13 protein-coding genes are annotated in these 14138 nt (G+C 68.4%); 7 read left to right on the top strand and 6 right to left on the bottom strand.

Annotated elements, in window-relative coordinates:
* Positions 1 to 47: 47 nt before the first annotated feature.
* The 3 genes from CAL26_RS22710 to CAL26_RS22720 form a co-directional block, all read right to left on the bottom strand.
* Positions 48 to 551, bottom strand: coding sequence for a peroxiredoxin (locus CAL26_RS22710; RefSeq protein WP_094848961.1), 504 nt, complete (start codon positions 549 to 551; stop codon positions 48 to 50).
* A 70-nt stretch (positions 552 to 621) separates the two neighbouring features.
* Positions 622 to 1527, bottom strand: a complete 906-nt coding sequence (locus CAL26_RS22715) for a dienelactone hydrolase family protein (protein ID WP_094848962.1) — start codon at positions 1525 to 1527, stop codon at positions 622 to 624.
* 53 nt (positions 1528 to 1580) lie between these two features.
* Complete coding sequence (locus CAL26_RS22720; protein WP_094848963.1) at positions 1581 to 5315, bottom strand: DUF748 domain-containing protein; 3735 nt, start codon at positions 5313 to 5315, stop codon at positions 1581 to 1583.
* Positions 5316 to 5493: 178 nt separating this feature from the next.
* Between CAL26_RS22720 and moaC the strand changes: the two genes are divergently transcribed.
* The 5 genes from moaC (at position 5494) to CAL26_RS22745 (ending at position 8809) form a co-directional block, all read left to right on the top strand.
* Positions 5494 to 5982 (top strand): cyclic pyranopterin monophosphate synthase MoaC, encoded by a 489-nt coding sequence (gene moaC / locus CAL26_RS22725; RefSeq protein WP_086066885.1) that lies wholly within the window; start codon positions 5494 to 5496, stop codon positions 5980 to 5982.
* Between the two features lie 178 nt (positions 5983 to 6160).
* Entirely contained in the window at positions 6161 to 6439 is a 279-nt protein-coding gene (gene moaD / locus CAL26_RS22730) for a molybdopterin converting factor subunit 1 (RefSeq protein WP_373454501.1), read from the top strand.
* A 5-nt stretch (positions 6440 to 6444) separates the two neighbouring features.
* Entirely contained in the window at positions 6445 to 6930 is a 486-nt protein-coding gene (locus CAL26_RS22735; RefSeq protein ID WP_179283456.1) for a molybdenum cofactor biosynthesis protein MoaE, read from the top strand.
* Complete coding sequence (moaB, locus tag CAL26_RS22740) at positions 6927 to 7475, top strand: molybdenum cofactor biosynthesis protein B (RefSeq protein ID WP_094848964.1); 549 nt, start codon at positions 6927 to 6929, stop codon at positions 7473 to 7475. The genes CAL26_RS22735 and moaB overlap by 4 nt, the downstream gene beginning before the upstream one ends.
* Before the next feature lie 128 nt (positions 7476 to 7603).
* The gene (locus CAL26_RS22745) at positions 7604 to 8809 is read left to right on the top strand and encodes a molybdopterin molybdotransferase MoeA (RefSeq protein WP_094848965.1); all 1206 of its coding nucleotides are present in this window, start codon (positions 7604 to 7606) and stop codon (positions 8807 to 8809) included.
* Here the strand turns inward: CAL26_RS22745 and mobA are convergent.
* The 3 genes from mobA to CAL26_RS22760 are packed head-to-tail and all read right to left on the bottom strand — an operon-like array spanning position 8804 to position 11725.
* A complete protein-coding gene (mobA, locus tag CAL26_RS22750; protein ID WP_256988566.1) occupies positions 8804 to 9448 on the bottom strand; it encodes a molybdenum cofactor guanylyltransferase MobA in 645 nt (214 codons plus the stop codon). The genes CAL26_RS22745 and mobA overlap by 6 nt on opposite strands.
* 50 nt (positions 9449 to 9498) lie before the next feature.
* Positions 9499 to 10617: a GTP 3',8-cyclase MoaA gene (gene moaA / locus CAL26_RS22755; protein WP_094848966.1), complete on the bottom strand. Its 1119-nt coding sequence runs from the start codon at positions 10615 to 10617 to the stop codon at positions 9499 to 9501.
* 10 nt (positions 10618 to 10627) lie between these two features.
* Entirely contained in the window at positions 10628 to 11725 is a 1098-nt protein-coding gene (locus CAL26_RS22760; protein ID WP_094848967.1) for a substrate-binding domain-containing protein, read from the bottom strand.
* A gap of 176 nt (positions 11726 to 11901) precedes the next feature.
* Here CAL26_RS22760 and CAL26_RS22765 point away from each other — a divergent pair, with 176 nt between their 5' ends.
* Both CAL26_RS22765 and CAL26_RS22770 read left to right on the top strand, forming a co-directional pair.
* Positions 11902 to 12456, top strand: a complete 555-nt coding sequence (locus CAL26_RS22765) for a formate dehydrogenase subunit gamma (RefSeq protein WP_094848968.1) — start codon at positions 11902 to 11904, stop codon at positions 12454 to 12456.
* A complete protein-coding gene (locus tag CAL26_RS22770) occupies positions 12453 to 14099 on the top strand; it encodes a formate dehydrogenase beta subunit (protein WP_094848969.1) in 1647 nt (548 codons plus the stop codon). The genes CAL26_RS22765 and CAL26_RS22770 overlap by 4 nt, the downstream gene beginning before the upstream one ends.
* The last annotated feature ends 39 nt before the right edge of the window (positions 14100 to 14138 follow it).

Below are 14138 nucleotides of genomic sequence, written 5' to 3' on the forward strand. Positions count from 1 at the left end.
CGGCTCTCGGATTTGCCATACTCAAGATCAAGAAGCGCGCGGCCGCGTCAGCACTGGGCCAGCATCGTCGTCGCGTCGCTGACTTCGAACTTGCCCGGCGCTTCGACATTCAGGGTCTTGACCACGCCGTCGTCCAGCACCATGGCATAGCGCTTGGAGCGCATGCCCATGCCGCGCGCGTCCAGGTCCATTTCCAGGCCCAGGGCCTTGGTCCACGTCGCGGAACCGTCGGCCAGCATGCGCACCTTGCCGTCGGTTTTCTGGTCGCGGCCCCAGGCGCCCATGACGAAGGCGTCGTTGACGGACACGCACCAGATTTCGTCCACGCCCTTGCCCTTGAAGGCGTCGGCGTTCTGGATGAAACCCGGCAGATGCTTGTTCGAGCAGGTCGGCGTGAAAGCGCCCGGCACGGCGAACACCACGATCTTCTTGCCTTTCACCAGATCGGCGACCTGGAAATTGTTGGGTCCCAGCGCGCAGGCTTCGGTCTCGGTCTCGATGAATTCGGTCAGGGTGCCATCCGGTACCCGGTCGCCGACTTTGATGGTCATTGATATCTCCAGTGAAACGACAGAAAACGTTATTCAGGAATACGCGCCCGGCATGCGGACCACCGCGCGCTCACTTGTGCTGCGACACCCCAAGATTATGCTGCGAAAACCATTGCAGCATCCGTTCCCACGCCTGCTCCGCCTGTTCCTTGCGATAGCTGGGGCGGTAGTCCGCGTGGAACGCATGGCCCGCACCCTGGTAGACGTCGATGACGGACGCCTTGGCCGACGCCGACCCCTTGGCCAGGGCGTCACGCATGGCGGCGACGTCGTCCTGCGTGATGCCGGTGTCTTCCGCGCCGTAGGCGCCGCGCACCGGCGCATGCATGTCGGCGGTGATGTCGACGGGGAATTTGGGGCGCAGCGTATCGTCGCGCTTGCCGCGCAAGGGGCCGTAGAACGCCGCGCCCGCCTTCAACTTGGGGTTGTGCGCGGAATACAGCCACACGAAGCGGCCGCCCCAGCAGAACCCGATGATGCCCAGCTTGTTGGCATCGCCGTTGTGGCCGGCGGCCCATTTGGCGGTGGCGTCCAGGTCGCCGATGACCTGGGCGTCCGGGATCTTGCTGATGATGTCGGCCTGCAGCTTGGCGATCTCGGTGTACTTGGTGGGATCGCCCTGCCGTGCGAACACGTCGGGTGCAATGGCCAGATAGCCCCGGTGGGCCAGGCGCCGGCAGATGTCCTGGATGTACTCGTGCAGGCCGAAGATTTCCGCCATGACCAGCACCGTGGGCAAATGCGTGCCTTTTTCCGGCTGGGCGCGGTAGGCGCGCATATTGCCGCCCGCCGCCGGGATGTCGACCCAGCCCGCGGTCAAGCCCTTGGCATCGGTCTTGATGACGGTCTGCGCCATCACGGGTCCCGCGGCCAGGCAGAAGCCCGCCCCCGCCGCGGCCGAAGCGGCGGCCGTGAGAAACCCGCGGCGGTCCAGCCGCAGCGGCGGCAGTAGGCTATCCAGGTGCTTGTCGTCCATGCTGATGAACTCCGTTCTCGTAAGGATGCCGGGGGCGCCCCGGCGGGCGCCGGTCAACGCTTCAAGGCGAATTCCACACGGGTCGGCGGACCGTCGTCCTTGACGCCTTCCGCCGACAGGTTAGGCGCCACCATGAAGATGCGATCCATGGGCGCGCCATCCTGCTGCAGCTGCTCATAGGCGGCTTGCGCGCGAGCGTCCGCCAGCTTGCGCAACTGGTCCTCTCCGGCGGGCGCCGCCTGCCGGAGCAGATCTTCCATCTGCGCCGGCGGCAGCGATTTGGCGATGCCGATGAAGTTGCGCGGCTTGTTATCGATCTTGGCATTGTCGTAGGCGTCCGCCAGATACTTGGCGCGCTCCGCGTCGGTCAGGGGCGCGCTGCCGTCCAGCCGGCCGCTCTTGCCCGTGGCGCGCGAGCGCGCGATGCGGATGCGGGTGTCCACCCAGCTCTGCCGCAGCCCGGCTTCGTCGGACACCGGATCCGCGCGGCCGGCGATATCCATTTTCAGGGAAGGCCGGTCGGCCAGCGCGGCCGCCAGTTTCTTCAGTTTTTCCTTGCCGTCGTCCGTCAGCGTCGCGCTGCCGGGCTCGAAGGCGATATACGAAAGCTCGTCGCCGCCGCCGCCGAACGCCGACGCCAGCAGGCTGAAGGGCGACGTGACCGCTTTGACGACCAGGTTGCCGATCACCCGCAGGATGATGCCGCCCACGGAAAAATTCGGATCGTCCAGCGAGCCGGAGATGGGCAGGTTGATGTCGATATTGCCGGAGCGATCTTTCAGCAATGCGACGGCCAGCATGACCGGCAGCGTGGTGGCCTGCGGGCTGTCGGTCTTGGCGCCGAAGGTCAGCTGGTCCAGGCGCACGTGGTTGCTGGCCTGCAGCTGGCGGTTCTTGATGCTGTATTCCACATCCATCGACAGCTTGCCGCGCTCGATGGGATAGCCGACGTACTTCGCCGAATAGGTCGTGAAGCGCGGCAGGTCGACCCCGCGCGCGGAAGCCTGGATATCCAGCGTCAGGAACTTGGCGAAAGGCTGGACGATACCGCTGATGGTCAGCGGCGCGGTGCGATAGACGCGGCCCTTGACGCTGACCTTGGCGGGCCGGGGATCGGTGGAGGACACCGCCGACACCGAGCCTTCGATGGCGGATAGTTCCGCCGTGTAGTTCGGGCGCACGAAACGGTCGTTGAAGGTGGCGCGGCCGTTCTTCAAGGTGATGCTGCGCACGGCGATGTCGGGCATGTCGGCATCGCTGCGCCCCGCGTTGCCGGAAGATGCCTTGCCGGCAGCCGCCTTGCCCGATCGGGACTTGTCGGCGGCCGCGGGCTGCGCCGGCGCGGCCTTGGCCGCCCCGCTGGAGGCTTGCCCGGGCGCCTGCGTGTCCTGCGTGATGGAGCCGCCGGCCTGGCCCGGTTCGGCCACCAGGTTCATCACGTTGAGTTCGCCCTGCGAGTTCAACAGGACGTTGCCGTAGAAGTTGTCCAGCGTGATGTCGCCCAGCTCGATGGCCGGTTTGCCGCCCGCCATGGAGATCGCCATATTGCGCAGGCTGAGCAGCTTCCAGGCCAGGAAGTCCGCGCGGTTCACGCGGTCCTGCAGGTTGAGGTCGCTGACGTCGACGCCGCCTTTCCAGGAGACCTTCATCGGCGACGCGGCGCGACCGTTCGCGGAAGTGGCGGCGACGAAGTCGACGTCGCCCTTCGCGCCCAGGCGGATGGAGCGCACCGTGGCGTTCAGGCGCGACGCCACGTAGGGCGCGAGCTCCGCCACGTTCAGGTTGGAAAGGTCGACGCTGGCCTTCACGGCCAGGGGCTGCAGCGTGACAGTGCCTTGCGAAGCCAGATTGCCGTCGCCCAGCAGGCCGGCCACGCGCAGGTCGAAACGGGACGAGCCCGAGCCCAGGACGAATTTGTCGATCCCGAGCGAGAGGGTGTTCAGGCCGACGGTGATCGGCGGATCCAGGGATTCGTCGCGCGCCGAGACGTTCGCCAGGTCCAGCTTGATATTGGACGCCTGGATGGCGTAGGTGCCGTTGTGGTCCTTGACGTCGACCTTGGCGGCGGCGCCCACGGTACCGGCCAGCAGCGTGACGGGGGCGGCGCTGCGGACCGCGCTGGCGAAGGGCGGCAGCGGCAGGCGCGCGGCCTTTGCGTCCAGGGTCAGCGCCAGCGGCTGCAGGATGACGCCGCCATTGGCCTGCAGCGTCGCGCCGTCGGGGTTTTCGGCGGTCAGCTCGATGGCGATGGGCTGGTCCTTGGGCTGCGGCAATTGCACGTTCGTGACCGCCAGCGAGAGCTTGTCGAGCGTGTAGTCGAGGCGGGTCGGCGCGTCGCGCAGGCGCAGCTGGCCGTTGGTGACGGCGACCTTGCCGACCTCGAGACGCCAGGGATCGGGCTCGACCGCCGCGGCCGGCGCCGCATCGCCAGCCGGCGCGGGCGTGGATGAGGTGCCCGTCGCGGGCGCGGGGGTCGTAGCGGTGGCAGGCGCGGGCTTCGCGGGCGCGGGCGTCGGGGCCGACGCGGCGGCGGCTGGCGACGTTGTCGCGGGCGCGGCTCCTGGCGCGGGCGCAGGCACTGTCGCGAGCGCTGGCCCTTGGGCAGCTCCGGGCGCGGGCGCGGACGCGCCCGCTTCGCCCGGTTTGGCGGTGACGACCGGCACCGACGCCGTCTTGACCGTGCTGACCGGCGCCGGCCCTTCGGTCTTGGCCCCCGCGCCCAAGCGTTGCAGCTTGTCGACCACGTCCAGCCAGTTGATCCGCTGGTCGGCATACCGGCGCGTCTGGATGTGCGGCTCCACCAGCTCCACCTGCCCTATCCGCACACGGCGCTCCAGCGGCAGCGCATCGACGTCCCCCACATTCAAGGCCTGCCAGGCGACCAGGCTTTCATCGGACGCTTCGCGCAGATCCAGATCGCGCAGGCTGACCCCGCCGGTGATGCGCAGCTTGGGCACGGCGTCTTTGGGCTGCTCGAACACGATATGAAGATCCGAATCCAGCAGACCCCGATTCAGCTTCACGGGCAAGGGTACGCCCCACGCGTCGGCCCACTTCTCCAGGTCCAGCCCGCTGAACACCACGTCCAGCGTGGACGTCGGCGTCACGTCGAACGGCCGCGCCGTGCCGTTCAGGTCGAACGGACTGCCATTGATCCGTGCGTGAAACTTCGGCACCACGTCGATATCGGTCGCATAGCCGAAGTTGGAAATGAAAGGCACGCCCAGCGCGATTTCATCGATCACCTGCTTGCGCCCGGTGACCTTGTCGTCCATCGTGATGGCGCCGTTCTCCAGCCGCATATTGTTCAGCGAGAAGCGCGGCAGCGGCGCGTCCTTGTCGGCCGGCGTCCGCGGCTTGTCCTGGCCCAGGCTGGCCAGCTTCTGCTGCACATCGGTGAAATTGAAATGCGCCTGCGCGTCGCGCGCCAGCGCCAGCCTGGGTTCGCGCACGACCAGCGCGTCCACCACCGGCGCGAACCAGAACAGCGATTTCCAGGACAGGCTGGCGTCGACTTCGGCGATCGCCAGCAGCGGCGACGCGGCGGCCGGCTGCTCGACGGCGATATCGTGCGCCCGCAGCGTCAGCGAAAAAGGATTGAACGTGATCTTGCCGACCTGGACATCACGCCCCAGCATGCCCGCGACGTCGCGCGTCAGCACACGCCGGGTGACTTCGGGCACCTGCCATGCGGCCAGGGCCAGCAGCAGCAGCACGAAACCCACTACTGCCCCGGTGATCCGCAAAAACCGCCGCGAGAATCGAATTCGGGGCAAATGACGGGGCATCCGGCGTCTCCTGTACAAGTTGCGGCATTATCGCCCCCGGGGCCGGATGGCGTCCATTATCATAGGCAGCGCCGCCCCCTGCTTCGGGGCGCGATTGAGTGCAACATCAAGGGATTACGTTCCCCTCGCAAATTCGTTTCAAATCTTGAACAGGCGCCGCGATGGCGGATGCATCAGCATGTCCAATTCTTCCCCGGCCCTGAGCCACCTCGACGAATCCGGCCAGGTCCGCATGGTCGACGTCGGCGGCAAGGCCGTGACCGCCCGCGTGGCCATTGCCGCGGCCCGCGTCCGCATGAACGCCACCGCCTACGGCCTGCTGACCCAGCCCGGCCAGGGCAAGGGCGAAGTCCTGAACACCGCCCGCGTCGCGGGAATGCTGGCCGCCAAGCGCTGCGCCGACCTAATCCCCCTGTGCCACAGCCTGCCGCTGTCCTTCGTGGGCGTGGATTTCGCGCTGGACGACGCCACGCACAGCATCGACATCCGCGCCACCTGCCGCACCGACTTCCGCACCGGCGTGGAAATGGAAGCCATGACCGCCTGCAGCGTGGCCGCCCTGACCGTGTATGACATGTGCAAGGCGGCCGACAAGGGCATCGTCATCGAGCAGATCCGCCTGGAATACAAGGCCGGCGGCAAGAGCGGCGAATGGCGTGCGGCATAGGGCGCGCGGACGCCTGAACCGCTTCCAGCGACCCGGCGGAGTAGAATGCCTGGGCCCGGAAACGGAAGGTTTCCCCAGCCGCAAGGTTTCCCCAGCCGGCGGCGAATGACCTCTTCCGTGATGCCGGCGTGAAAGACAGTAAGCAGACGATTTCGGGCCGCTGGCCCAGAGGTGCGCGGTGAGCGGATCGAACCTGAATCCCGGCGTGAGCCCGGCCATCCAACTCCTGTACTTCGCGCGCGTGGCCGAACTGACCGGCCGCCGTGCCGAAGCCTGGTCCCTGCCCGCCGATACCATCACGGGCGCGGCGCTGCTGGGCAGCCTGGAAGAACGCTACCCCCAACTGGCGCCTTCCGGCCGGCTGAAGCTGGCCGTCAACCAGACCCACGTCAAGCATACGGCGACCATCCGGCCCGGCGACGAAGTCGCCGTCTTCGAACCCGTCACGGGAGGCTGATCGCCATGGTCATCGTCCAGGAAGCCGACTTCGACGCGGCGGCGCTGCAGGCCGCGCTGCGCGAAAGCGCCGGCGCCGCCGCGGGCGCCATCGTCACCTTCACCGGCTACGTCCGCGATTTCTCGTCGGACGAGGCCACCGAAACCCTGTTCCTGGAACACTATCCAGGCATGTGCGAACGCGAACTGGAAGACATCGGTGCGCAGGCCATGAAGCGCTGGCGGGTGCTGGATTTCGTCATCGCGCACCGCGTGGGCGCATTGCCGCGCAATGCGCAGATCGTGTTTGTCGGCGCGGCCAGCGCCCACCGGGGCGACGCCTTCCGGGCGTGCGAATACATCATCGACGCGCTGAAGACGCGCGCGCCTTTCTGGAAGCGCGAAACCCTGGCCAGCGGCCGCAGCTTCTGGGTGGAACAACGCCAATCGGATCATGACCGGACCCATACATGGGATGCCGGCGGCAGCGCTTCATCGAAGGAAAACCCATGAGCGAGCACAAGGAAGATAAAAAGGCATCCCTGGCCTGCGCCGTCCTGACCGTCAGCGACACGCGCACGGCGGGCAACGACACGTCCGGCAACTGGCTGGCGGAAACGCTGGCGCGCGACGGCCACGACTGCGTGCGGCGCGACCTGGTGAAAGACAACATCTACGAAATCCGCCGCGTCGTCAGCGAGTGGATCGCCGACCCGCGCGTGCAGGTCGTCCTGATCACCGGCGGCACCGGTTTTTCGCATCGCGACTCCACCCCGGAAGCGGTGGCGCCCTTGCTGGACAAGGAAATCACCGGCTTCGGCGAATTGTTCCGCCACGTGTCGTACCAGGAGATCGGCAGCTCGACCATCCAGTCGCGCGCGCTGGCCGGCTACGCCAACGATACGGTGATCTTCTGCCTGCCGGGTTCCACCGGCGCGTGCGAGACCGCCTGGAACCACATCCTGCGCGAACAGCTGGACAGCCGCCACAAGCCCTGCAATTTCGCCAGCCACCTGCAGAAGAAGGCGCAGGAACACAGCGAGCGGCACAGCCGCTGATCTCGGCCGGACGCACGCAGCCGGCGCCGATCCGGGCGCCCGCATGCGGCCCGGTCCCCTACCGACCCCGATGCAGCCGCGCGCCTGTACCGCGCCGGCTCGCACACCGATAGACGAGCGGACACGACATGCTGGAATTCGACGACGCCCAAACCCGCCTTGCCAACGGCGCGCCGCGGCCCTCGGCCACGATCGACGCGCCCCTGAGCGCGGCCATCGGCCTGGTGCTGGCCCAGGACCTGACAGCCACGCTGGACCTGCCGCCGGCCGACAACAGCGCCATGGACGGATACGCGCTGCGCCACGCCGATTACCGTGAAGGCGCGACCCTGCCCATCGATCAGATCGTTTATGCCGGCCATGCGCCGCAGGCCCTGCAGCCGGGGCATGCCGCGCGCCTGTTCACCGGCAGCCTGATGCCGCCGGGCGCGGACACGGTGGTCATGCAGGAAGACACGCGCGAAGCCGATGGCAAGCTGACCATCACCCAGGCGCCCCGGCTGGGGCAACACGTGCGCCGCCGTGGCGAGGACACCGCCGCCGGCAGCTCGCTGCTGCCCGCCGGCACGCGCATCGGCCCCGCGCAGGTGGCGCTGCTGGCCTCGCAGGGCATCGCGCGGGTCACGGTGCATCCCGCCGTGCGCGTCGGCATCCTCACCACCGGCGACGAGCTGGTGCCGCCCGGCCAGCCGCGCGGCGCGCACCAGATCTACAACTCCAACGGCGCGATGATGGCCGCGCTGGTGGAAGGCATGTCCGCGCAGGCCACCCACGTGCTGCACGCGCAGGACAATGAAGCGGCGCTGAAGTCGGCGTTCCAGACCCTGGCGCGCGACTGCGACCTGATCGTGAGCATAGGCGGGGTGTCGGTCGGCGACAAAGACCTGGTCAAGCCGGTGCTGGAAAGCATGGGCGCGTCGCTGGACCTCTGGCGGGTGCGCATGAAACCGGGCAAGCCGGTCGCCATGGCGCACGTCGACGGCAAGCCGGTGGTCTGCCTGCCGGGCAATCCGGTGTCGGCCTTCGCGGTGTTCACGGTGCTGGTGTCGCCGCTGCTGCGGCGCATGCAGGGCCGGCGCGATCTGTTCCCGCAGATCAGCATGCTGACGCTGCGCACGGATGCGCCGCGCCACGACAGCCGCGAGGAATTCCTGCGCGTGCGGCGCGACGTCAACAACGGCGGCGTCGGCGAACTGCAGGCCTTCGACCGACAGAGTTCAGGCGTGGTCAGCTCACTGCCCTGGGCCACCGGGCTGGCGCGCATCCCGGCCGGCCATACCGTCTACGACGGCGAAAAAGTGGCTTACTACGACTTCAGGCACTGGCTGTCATGACGGGGCGCCGTCCGCGGCGGACAGATCGCGTTCGGTATTGACGTTCAGGAAGGCATGGGGCTGGTCGTCGAAGGGGACTTCGACGCAGCCCACGCGCGACTGCCACGTTTCGACCTTGCGGCCGCCTTCGGCCAGATACCGCAGCAAGTCCGGCAGCAGTTCGCGGGACAGGAGCATGCAGACAGGCTGCCGCCGGCCCGCGCTGCAGGCCACCGCCAGGCGGGGGCCGCCGTGCGCCTGCAGGGCCTGGCGCAGGCGCGCGACCATATCGACCGGCAGGAAGGGCACGTCGCAGGGCGCGGTGGCGATCCATGGGCAGCGTGACGCCACCAGGCCCGCGGCCACGCCGGCCAGCGGTCCCTGCCATTGCCCGTGCGCGGGATCGTCGGCGACCACTTTGCCGTATTCCGCATAGCGATCCAGGTTGCGGTTGGCGCTGATCAACAAGGCGCCGACCTGCGGCGCGAGGCGCGCGGCGACGTGTTCGACCATGGGGCGTCCACGCAGCAGCGCGCAGCCCTTGTCCATGTCACCCATGCGAGAACCGCGGCCACCTGCCAGGATCAGGCCGGCGATGTGCGCGGCTTCGATCATGTCCTGTCCGGCCGGCGCCGCCGCCTGTTCTGTTTGCGCGTTCATGCAAGCCTCCTCCTGCACGGCCCCAACCCGCCCCACCTGGGCGCCGTTACCTAGCCGCCGATATAGCTCATTTCTATTTTTCGATCCTTGCCCGCGTCCGGCGTCGCCGCCAGGCGTCCTTCGGAATAACTGTCGCCGCGCCCGGCCCAGATGCCGGCGATCGCCGCGGCAAGCTGGTCGTCATCCGCGTCGCCGCGTATCAGGGCGCGCAGGTCGTAGCCGCGGCTGGCGAACAGGCACAGGAACAGGCGGCCCTCGGGCGACAGGCGCGCCCGCGTACAGCCTTCGCAGAAGGCCTGCGTCACGCTGGAAATCACGCCGATCTCCCCGGCGCCGTCGGCATAGCCCCACCGCTCGGCCACGCGCCCCATGGCGTCGGTCTGCAGCGGCGCCAGCGGGAACTCGGCGCCGATGCGCGCGATGATCTCCGCGCTGGGCAGGACCTCCGTCATGTTCCAGCCATTGGTGCTGCCCACGTCCATGTATTCGATGAAACGCAGGACATGGCCCGTGCCGCGGAAATGCCGCGCCATGGGCAGGATCTGATCGTCGTTCATGCCGCGCCGCACGACCATGTTGACCTTCACCGGCGTCAGGCCGGCCTCGGCCGCGGCGTCGATGCCGCGCAGCACGTCGGCCACCGGAAAATCGGTATCGCTCATGCGCGCGAACAGCGCCGGGTCCAGCGCATCCATGCTCACCGTCACGCGGTGCAGCCCGGCGTCCTTCAGCGCGCGCGCCTTGCGCGCCAGCAGGCTGCCGTTGGTGGTCAGCGTCAGTTCCAGCGGCTCGCCTTCCGGCGTGCGCAGCGCGGCCAGCATGCCGATCAGCGTTTCGATGTTCTTGCGCAGCAGGGGCTCGCCGCCGGTCAGGCGGATCTTGCGCACGCCCAGGCGCACGAACACCGCGGCGGCGCGCGTCATTTCCTCGAAGGACAGCAGCTGCGCATGCGGCAGGAACACGTGATTGCTGTCGAAGGCATCCCGGGGCATGCAGTAGGTGCAGCGGAAATTGCAGCGATCGGTGACCGATATCCGCAGGTCGCGCAGCGGGCGCGCGCGCGTGTCCAGCGCCGGCTGGCCGGCGGCCGGCAACGATAGCGCCGCCGGCAGGGCCTGCGCGTCGGCCGCCTGCGACCGGTGGTCCGTCAGATAGATGACTTTCGACATGATGCCGTGATCATAGCTTTTCCGGCCCGAAGGCCTCCCGCAGGGTTTGTATGCGCCCCGTTTCGCTGGCGTCGTAGCCGATCAGCTGGCCCACGTAGCCCTTGTAGTCCGCGCCCCGCATGATGCCCAGCAGCGCCTGCATGGCCGGCTGCTCCAGCGCGCTCTTGCGGATGGCGAAGAAGTAGCGTTCCCGCGCCAGCGGTATGAAATCCAGCCCGAAGCGATGCGCCGCGGTTTCCACGCCGATCCCCGCATCCGCCATGCCGCTGGCGATATGGGCCGCCACCGCCATGTGCGTGAACTCGCTGTTCTCGTAGCCGTGCACCTTCGCCACGGCGATGTCCAGGCGGCGCAGCATCAATTCCACCAACTGCCGGGTGCTGGAGCCGATCTGCCGGTTGACGAAGCGCACGTCCGGGCGGGCCAGGTCGGCGATGCCCTGGATGCGCTTGGGGTTGCCCGACATGACGAACAAGCCGGTATTGCGCACGGCCAGGTGAACCAGCAGGTGCTCTTCCGCATCCAGCCATTGCGCGTAGTGGCGCAGCATGTCGGCCTCGAAATCGCCCTGCGGCACCTGGAAGCCGGCCAGGTCGCATTCACCGCTGTCCAGCGAGGCCAGGGCTTCCGCCGCGGTGCGATAGCGCAATTCCAGGTTGGCGGCGCCGCCGCCGATCTGTTGCATCAGGGCTTCCACCGCGAAACCGTGGCTGGCATGCAGCCGCAGGTGGGGGCCGCTTTCGGGCAGCAGCTTTTCCAGGTCTTCCTGCAGTTCGGACGCCAGGCTGTCCAGCATGGGCATCAGGCGCGCCTCGATGCGGCGGTTGGCCCACAGCAGCCGCTGGGCGAAGGGCGACAGCGCGGTGCCCTGCCGGCGGCGGGTGATCAGCAGGGGCGTACCGAACACGGCCTCGAAGCGCCGCAGCACCCCCCAGCCGTGCCGATAGGACAGACCGCAGGCGCGGCAGGCGCCGGCGATGTGGCCGACCGCGTCGATGGCCGACAGCAGCGCCAGCACTTCCTGCAGCGCGATGCCTTCGTGGTCGCCGCCGCCCTGGGTCAGCCACCAGCCGGGGCGCAGGGCGACCCTGAACCCGCCGTCGCTCATGGCCGGCCTCGGGGAGGGGTGCAAAAGGTTTTATAGGAAATAAAGTACATATTGAAACGCACGGCTCCCGGCGATACAGTCCCGCATTAGAGACAACGGCGCCTCTTATTATGTTCCAAAAAGCATATTAGAGAAATCCGCGCCGCCAGAAAACGATGTGACAGGAGTCCGTCTCCATGCGAGAAGGTCAAGCCAGGGCAGACCTGGCATCCAACGGCGGCGCCCGCGGGGGCGAACTGGCCAGCCAGGCCGCCGCGCAATCCGCCCATCCCGCCGTCGCCGCCGCCGCGCGCGCGATCCAGGCCCACCTGGGCGTGCCCGGGGCCCTGATGCCCATCCTGCATGCCGTGCAGCACGAAATGGGCTGTATCCCGCCCGAGGCCGTGCAGCCCATCGCCGAAGCGCTGAATCTGTCGCGCGCCGAAGTGCATGGCGTGATCACGTTCTATCCCCATTTCCGCCAGACGCCGGCAGGACGCCACGTCGTGGAAGTGTGCCGGGCGGAGTCCTGTCAGGCCATGGGCGGCGAAAAGATCGCCGCCCATGCGCGCAAGAAGCTGGGCTGCGATTTCCACGCCACCAGCGTCGACGGCGCGTTCACCCTGGAACCCGTGTACTGCCTGGGCCTGTGCGCGCAATCGCCGGCCATGCTGATCGACGGCGTGCCCTACGCGCGGCTGACGCCCCAGCGCTTTGACACCATCCTGGGCTACGTCAAGGAGGGGTCATGAACGCAGTCACCCCATCCCGCGACGCCGCCAGCCCCGTCACCGTGTACGTGCCGCGCGACGCCGCGGCGCTGGCGGTGGGCGCGGATGAGGTCGCCCGCGCATTGGAAGCCGAGGCCGCGCGCCGCGGGCAGGCCGTGCGCATCGTGCGCAACGGCTCGCGCGGCCTGCTGTGGCTGGAACCGCTGGTCGAAGTCGCCACGCCCGCCGGCCGCGTGGCCTACGGCCCGGTGCAGGCGGAAGACGTCGCATCGCTGTTCGACGCCGGCTGGCTGCAAGGCGACGCCGCCAACCCGCCCCACCCGCTTTCCCTGGGCCTGACCGAAGACATTCCCTACCTGAAGAACCAGGAACGCCTGACCTTCGCACGCTGCGGCATCACCGATCCGCTGGACCTGGACGACTACCAGGCGCACGAAGGCCTGCAAGGCCTGCGCCGCGCGCTGGCCATGGCGCCGGAGCAGGTCGTCGACGAAGTGCAGCAGTCCGGCCTGCGCGGCCGCGGCGGCGCGGCCTTCCCGACCGGCATCAAGTGGAAGACGGTGCTGACCACGCCGGCCGAGCAGAAGTACATCGTCTGCAACGCCGACGAAGGCGATTCCGGCACCTTCGCCGACCGCCTGCTGATGGAAGGCGATCCCTACGTGCTGATCGAAGGCATGGCCATCGCGGGCATCGCCGTCGGCGCCACGCAGGGCTATATCTACGTGCGGTCGGAATATCCGCACGCCATCGCCGCGCTGGAAGCGGCGATCGCCCGGGCGCGCGCGGCCGGCTGGCTGGGCGGCGACGTCCTGGGCAGCGGCAAGCGCTTCGACCTGGACGTGCGCAAGGGCGCGGGCGCCTACATCTGCGGCGAGGAAACCTCCCTGCTGGAAAGCCTGGAAGGCAAGCGGGGCGTGGTGCGCGCCAAGCCGCCGCTGCCCGCCATCGCCGGCCTGTTCGGCAAGCCGACGGTCATCAACAACGTGATTTCGCTGGCGTCGGTGCCCATCATCCTGGCGCGCGGCGCGGCCTACTACCGCGACTACGGCGTGGGCCGGTCGCAAGGCACCCTGCCCTTCCAGCTGGCCGGCAACCTCAAGCAGGGCGGGCTGGTGGAAAAGGCCTTCGGCCTGACGCTGCGCGAACTGCTGTACGGCTTCGGCGGCGGCAGCGCGTCCGGCCGGCCGCTGCGCGCGGTGCAGGTGGGCGGCCCGCTGGGCGCCTATCTGCCGGAATCGCAGTGGGACGTGCCGCTGGACTACGAAGCCTACGTCAAGATCTCGGCGATGATCGGCCACGGCGGCCTGGTGGCCTTCGACGACACGGTCGACATGCAGGCGATGGCGCGTTACGCCATGGAATTCTGCGCCATCGAATCCTGTGGCAAGTGCACGCCCTGCCGCATCGGCTCGACGCGCGGCGTGGAGACCATCGACCGCATCGCCGCGCGCGGCGCGGATCACGCGCAACAGGTGCATCTGCTGCGCGACCTGTGCGACACCATGCTGGGCGGCTCGCTGTGCGCGCTGGGCGGCATGGCGCCGTATCCCGTGATGTCCGCGCTGGACCATTTCCCCCAGGACTTCGGTCTTTCCCCGCACGCCCCCGACCCCGCCGGCCTGGCCGCCGTCGAAACCGACGCCCGCCCGCCGCACCTTTGACTCTTGCGGGCCGGGCACCAGCCCGGGCCGGCGCAGAAA

The organism is Bordetella genomosp. 9 (genome assembly GCF_002261425.1).
Lineage (GTDB): Bacteria > Pseudomonadota > Gammaproteobacteria > Burkholderiales > Burkholderiaceae_B > Bordetella_C.

Coding starts and splice junctions, on each gene's coding strand:
- CAL26_RS22715 (WP_094848962.1), bottom strand. CDS start 1,527: ATGGACGACAAGCACCTGGATAGCCTACTGCCGCCGCTGCGGCTGGAC.
- CAL26_RS22710 (WP_094848961.1), bottom strand. CDS start 551: ATGACCATCAAAGTCGGCGACCGGGTACCGGATGGCACCCTGACCGAA.
- CAL26_RS22720 (WP_094848963.1), bottom strand. CDS start 5,315: ATGCCCCGTCATTTGCCCCGAATTCGATTCTCGCGGCGGTTTTTGCGG.
- CAL26_RS22745 (WP_094848965.1), top strand. CDS start 7,604: ATGCTGGAATTCGACGACGCCCAAACCCGCCTTGCCAACGGCGCGCCG.
- mobA (WP_256988566.1), bottom strand. CDS start 9,448: ATGAACGCGCAAACAGAACAGGCGGCGGCGCCGGCCGGACAGGACATG.
- CAL26_RS22760 (WP_094848967.1), bottom strand. CDS start 11,725: ATGAGCGACGGCGGGTTCAGGGTCGCCCTGCGCCCCGGCTGGTGGCTG.
- moaA (WP_094848966.1), bottom strand. CDS start 10,617: ATGTCGAAAGTCATCTATCTGACGGACCACCGGTCGCAGGCGGCCGAC.
- moaC (WP_086066885.1), top strand. CDS start 5,494: ATGTCCAATTCTTCCCCGGCCCTGAGCCACCTCGACGAATCCGGCCAG.
- moaB (WP_094848964.1), top strand. CDS start 6,927: ATGAGCGAGCACAAGGAAGATAAAAAGGCATCCCTGGCCTGCGCCGTC.
- CAL26_RS22735 (WP_179283456.1), top strand. CDS start 6,445: ATGGTCATCGTCCAGGAAGCCGACTTCGACGCGGCGGCGCTGCAGGCC.
- CAL26_RS22765 (WP_094848968.1), top strand. CDS start 11,902: ATGCGAGAAGGTCAAGCCAGGGCAGACCTGGCATCCAACGGCGGCGCC.
- CAL26_RS22770 (WP_094848969.1), top strand. CDS start 12,453: ATGAACGCAGTCACCCCATCCCGCGACGCCGCCAGCCCCGTCACCGTG.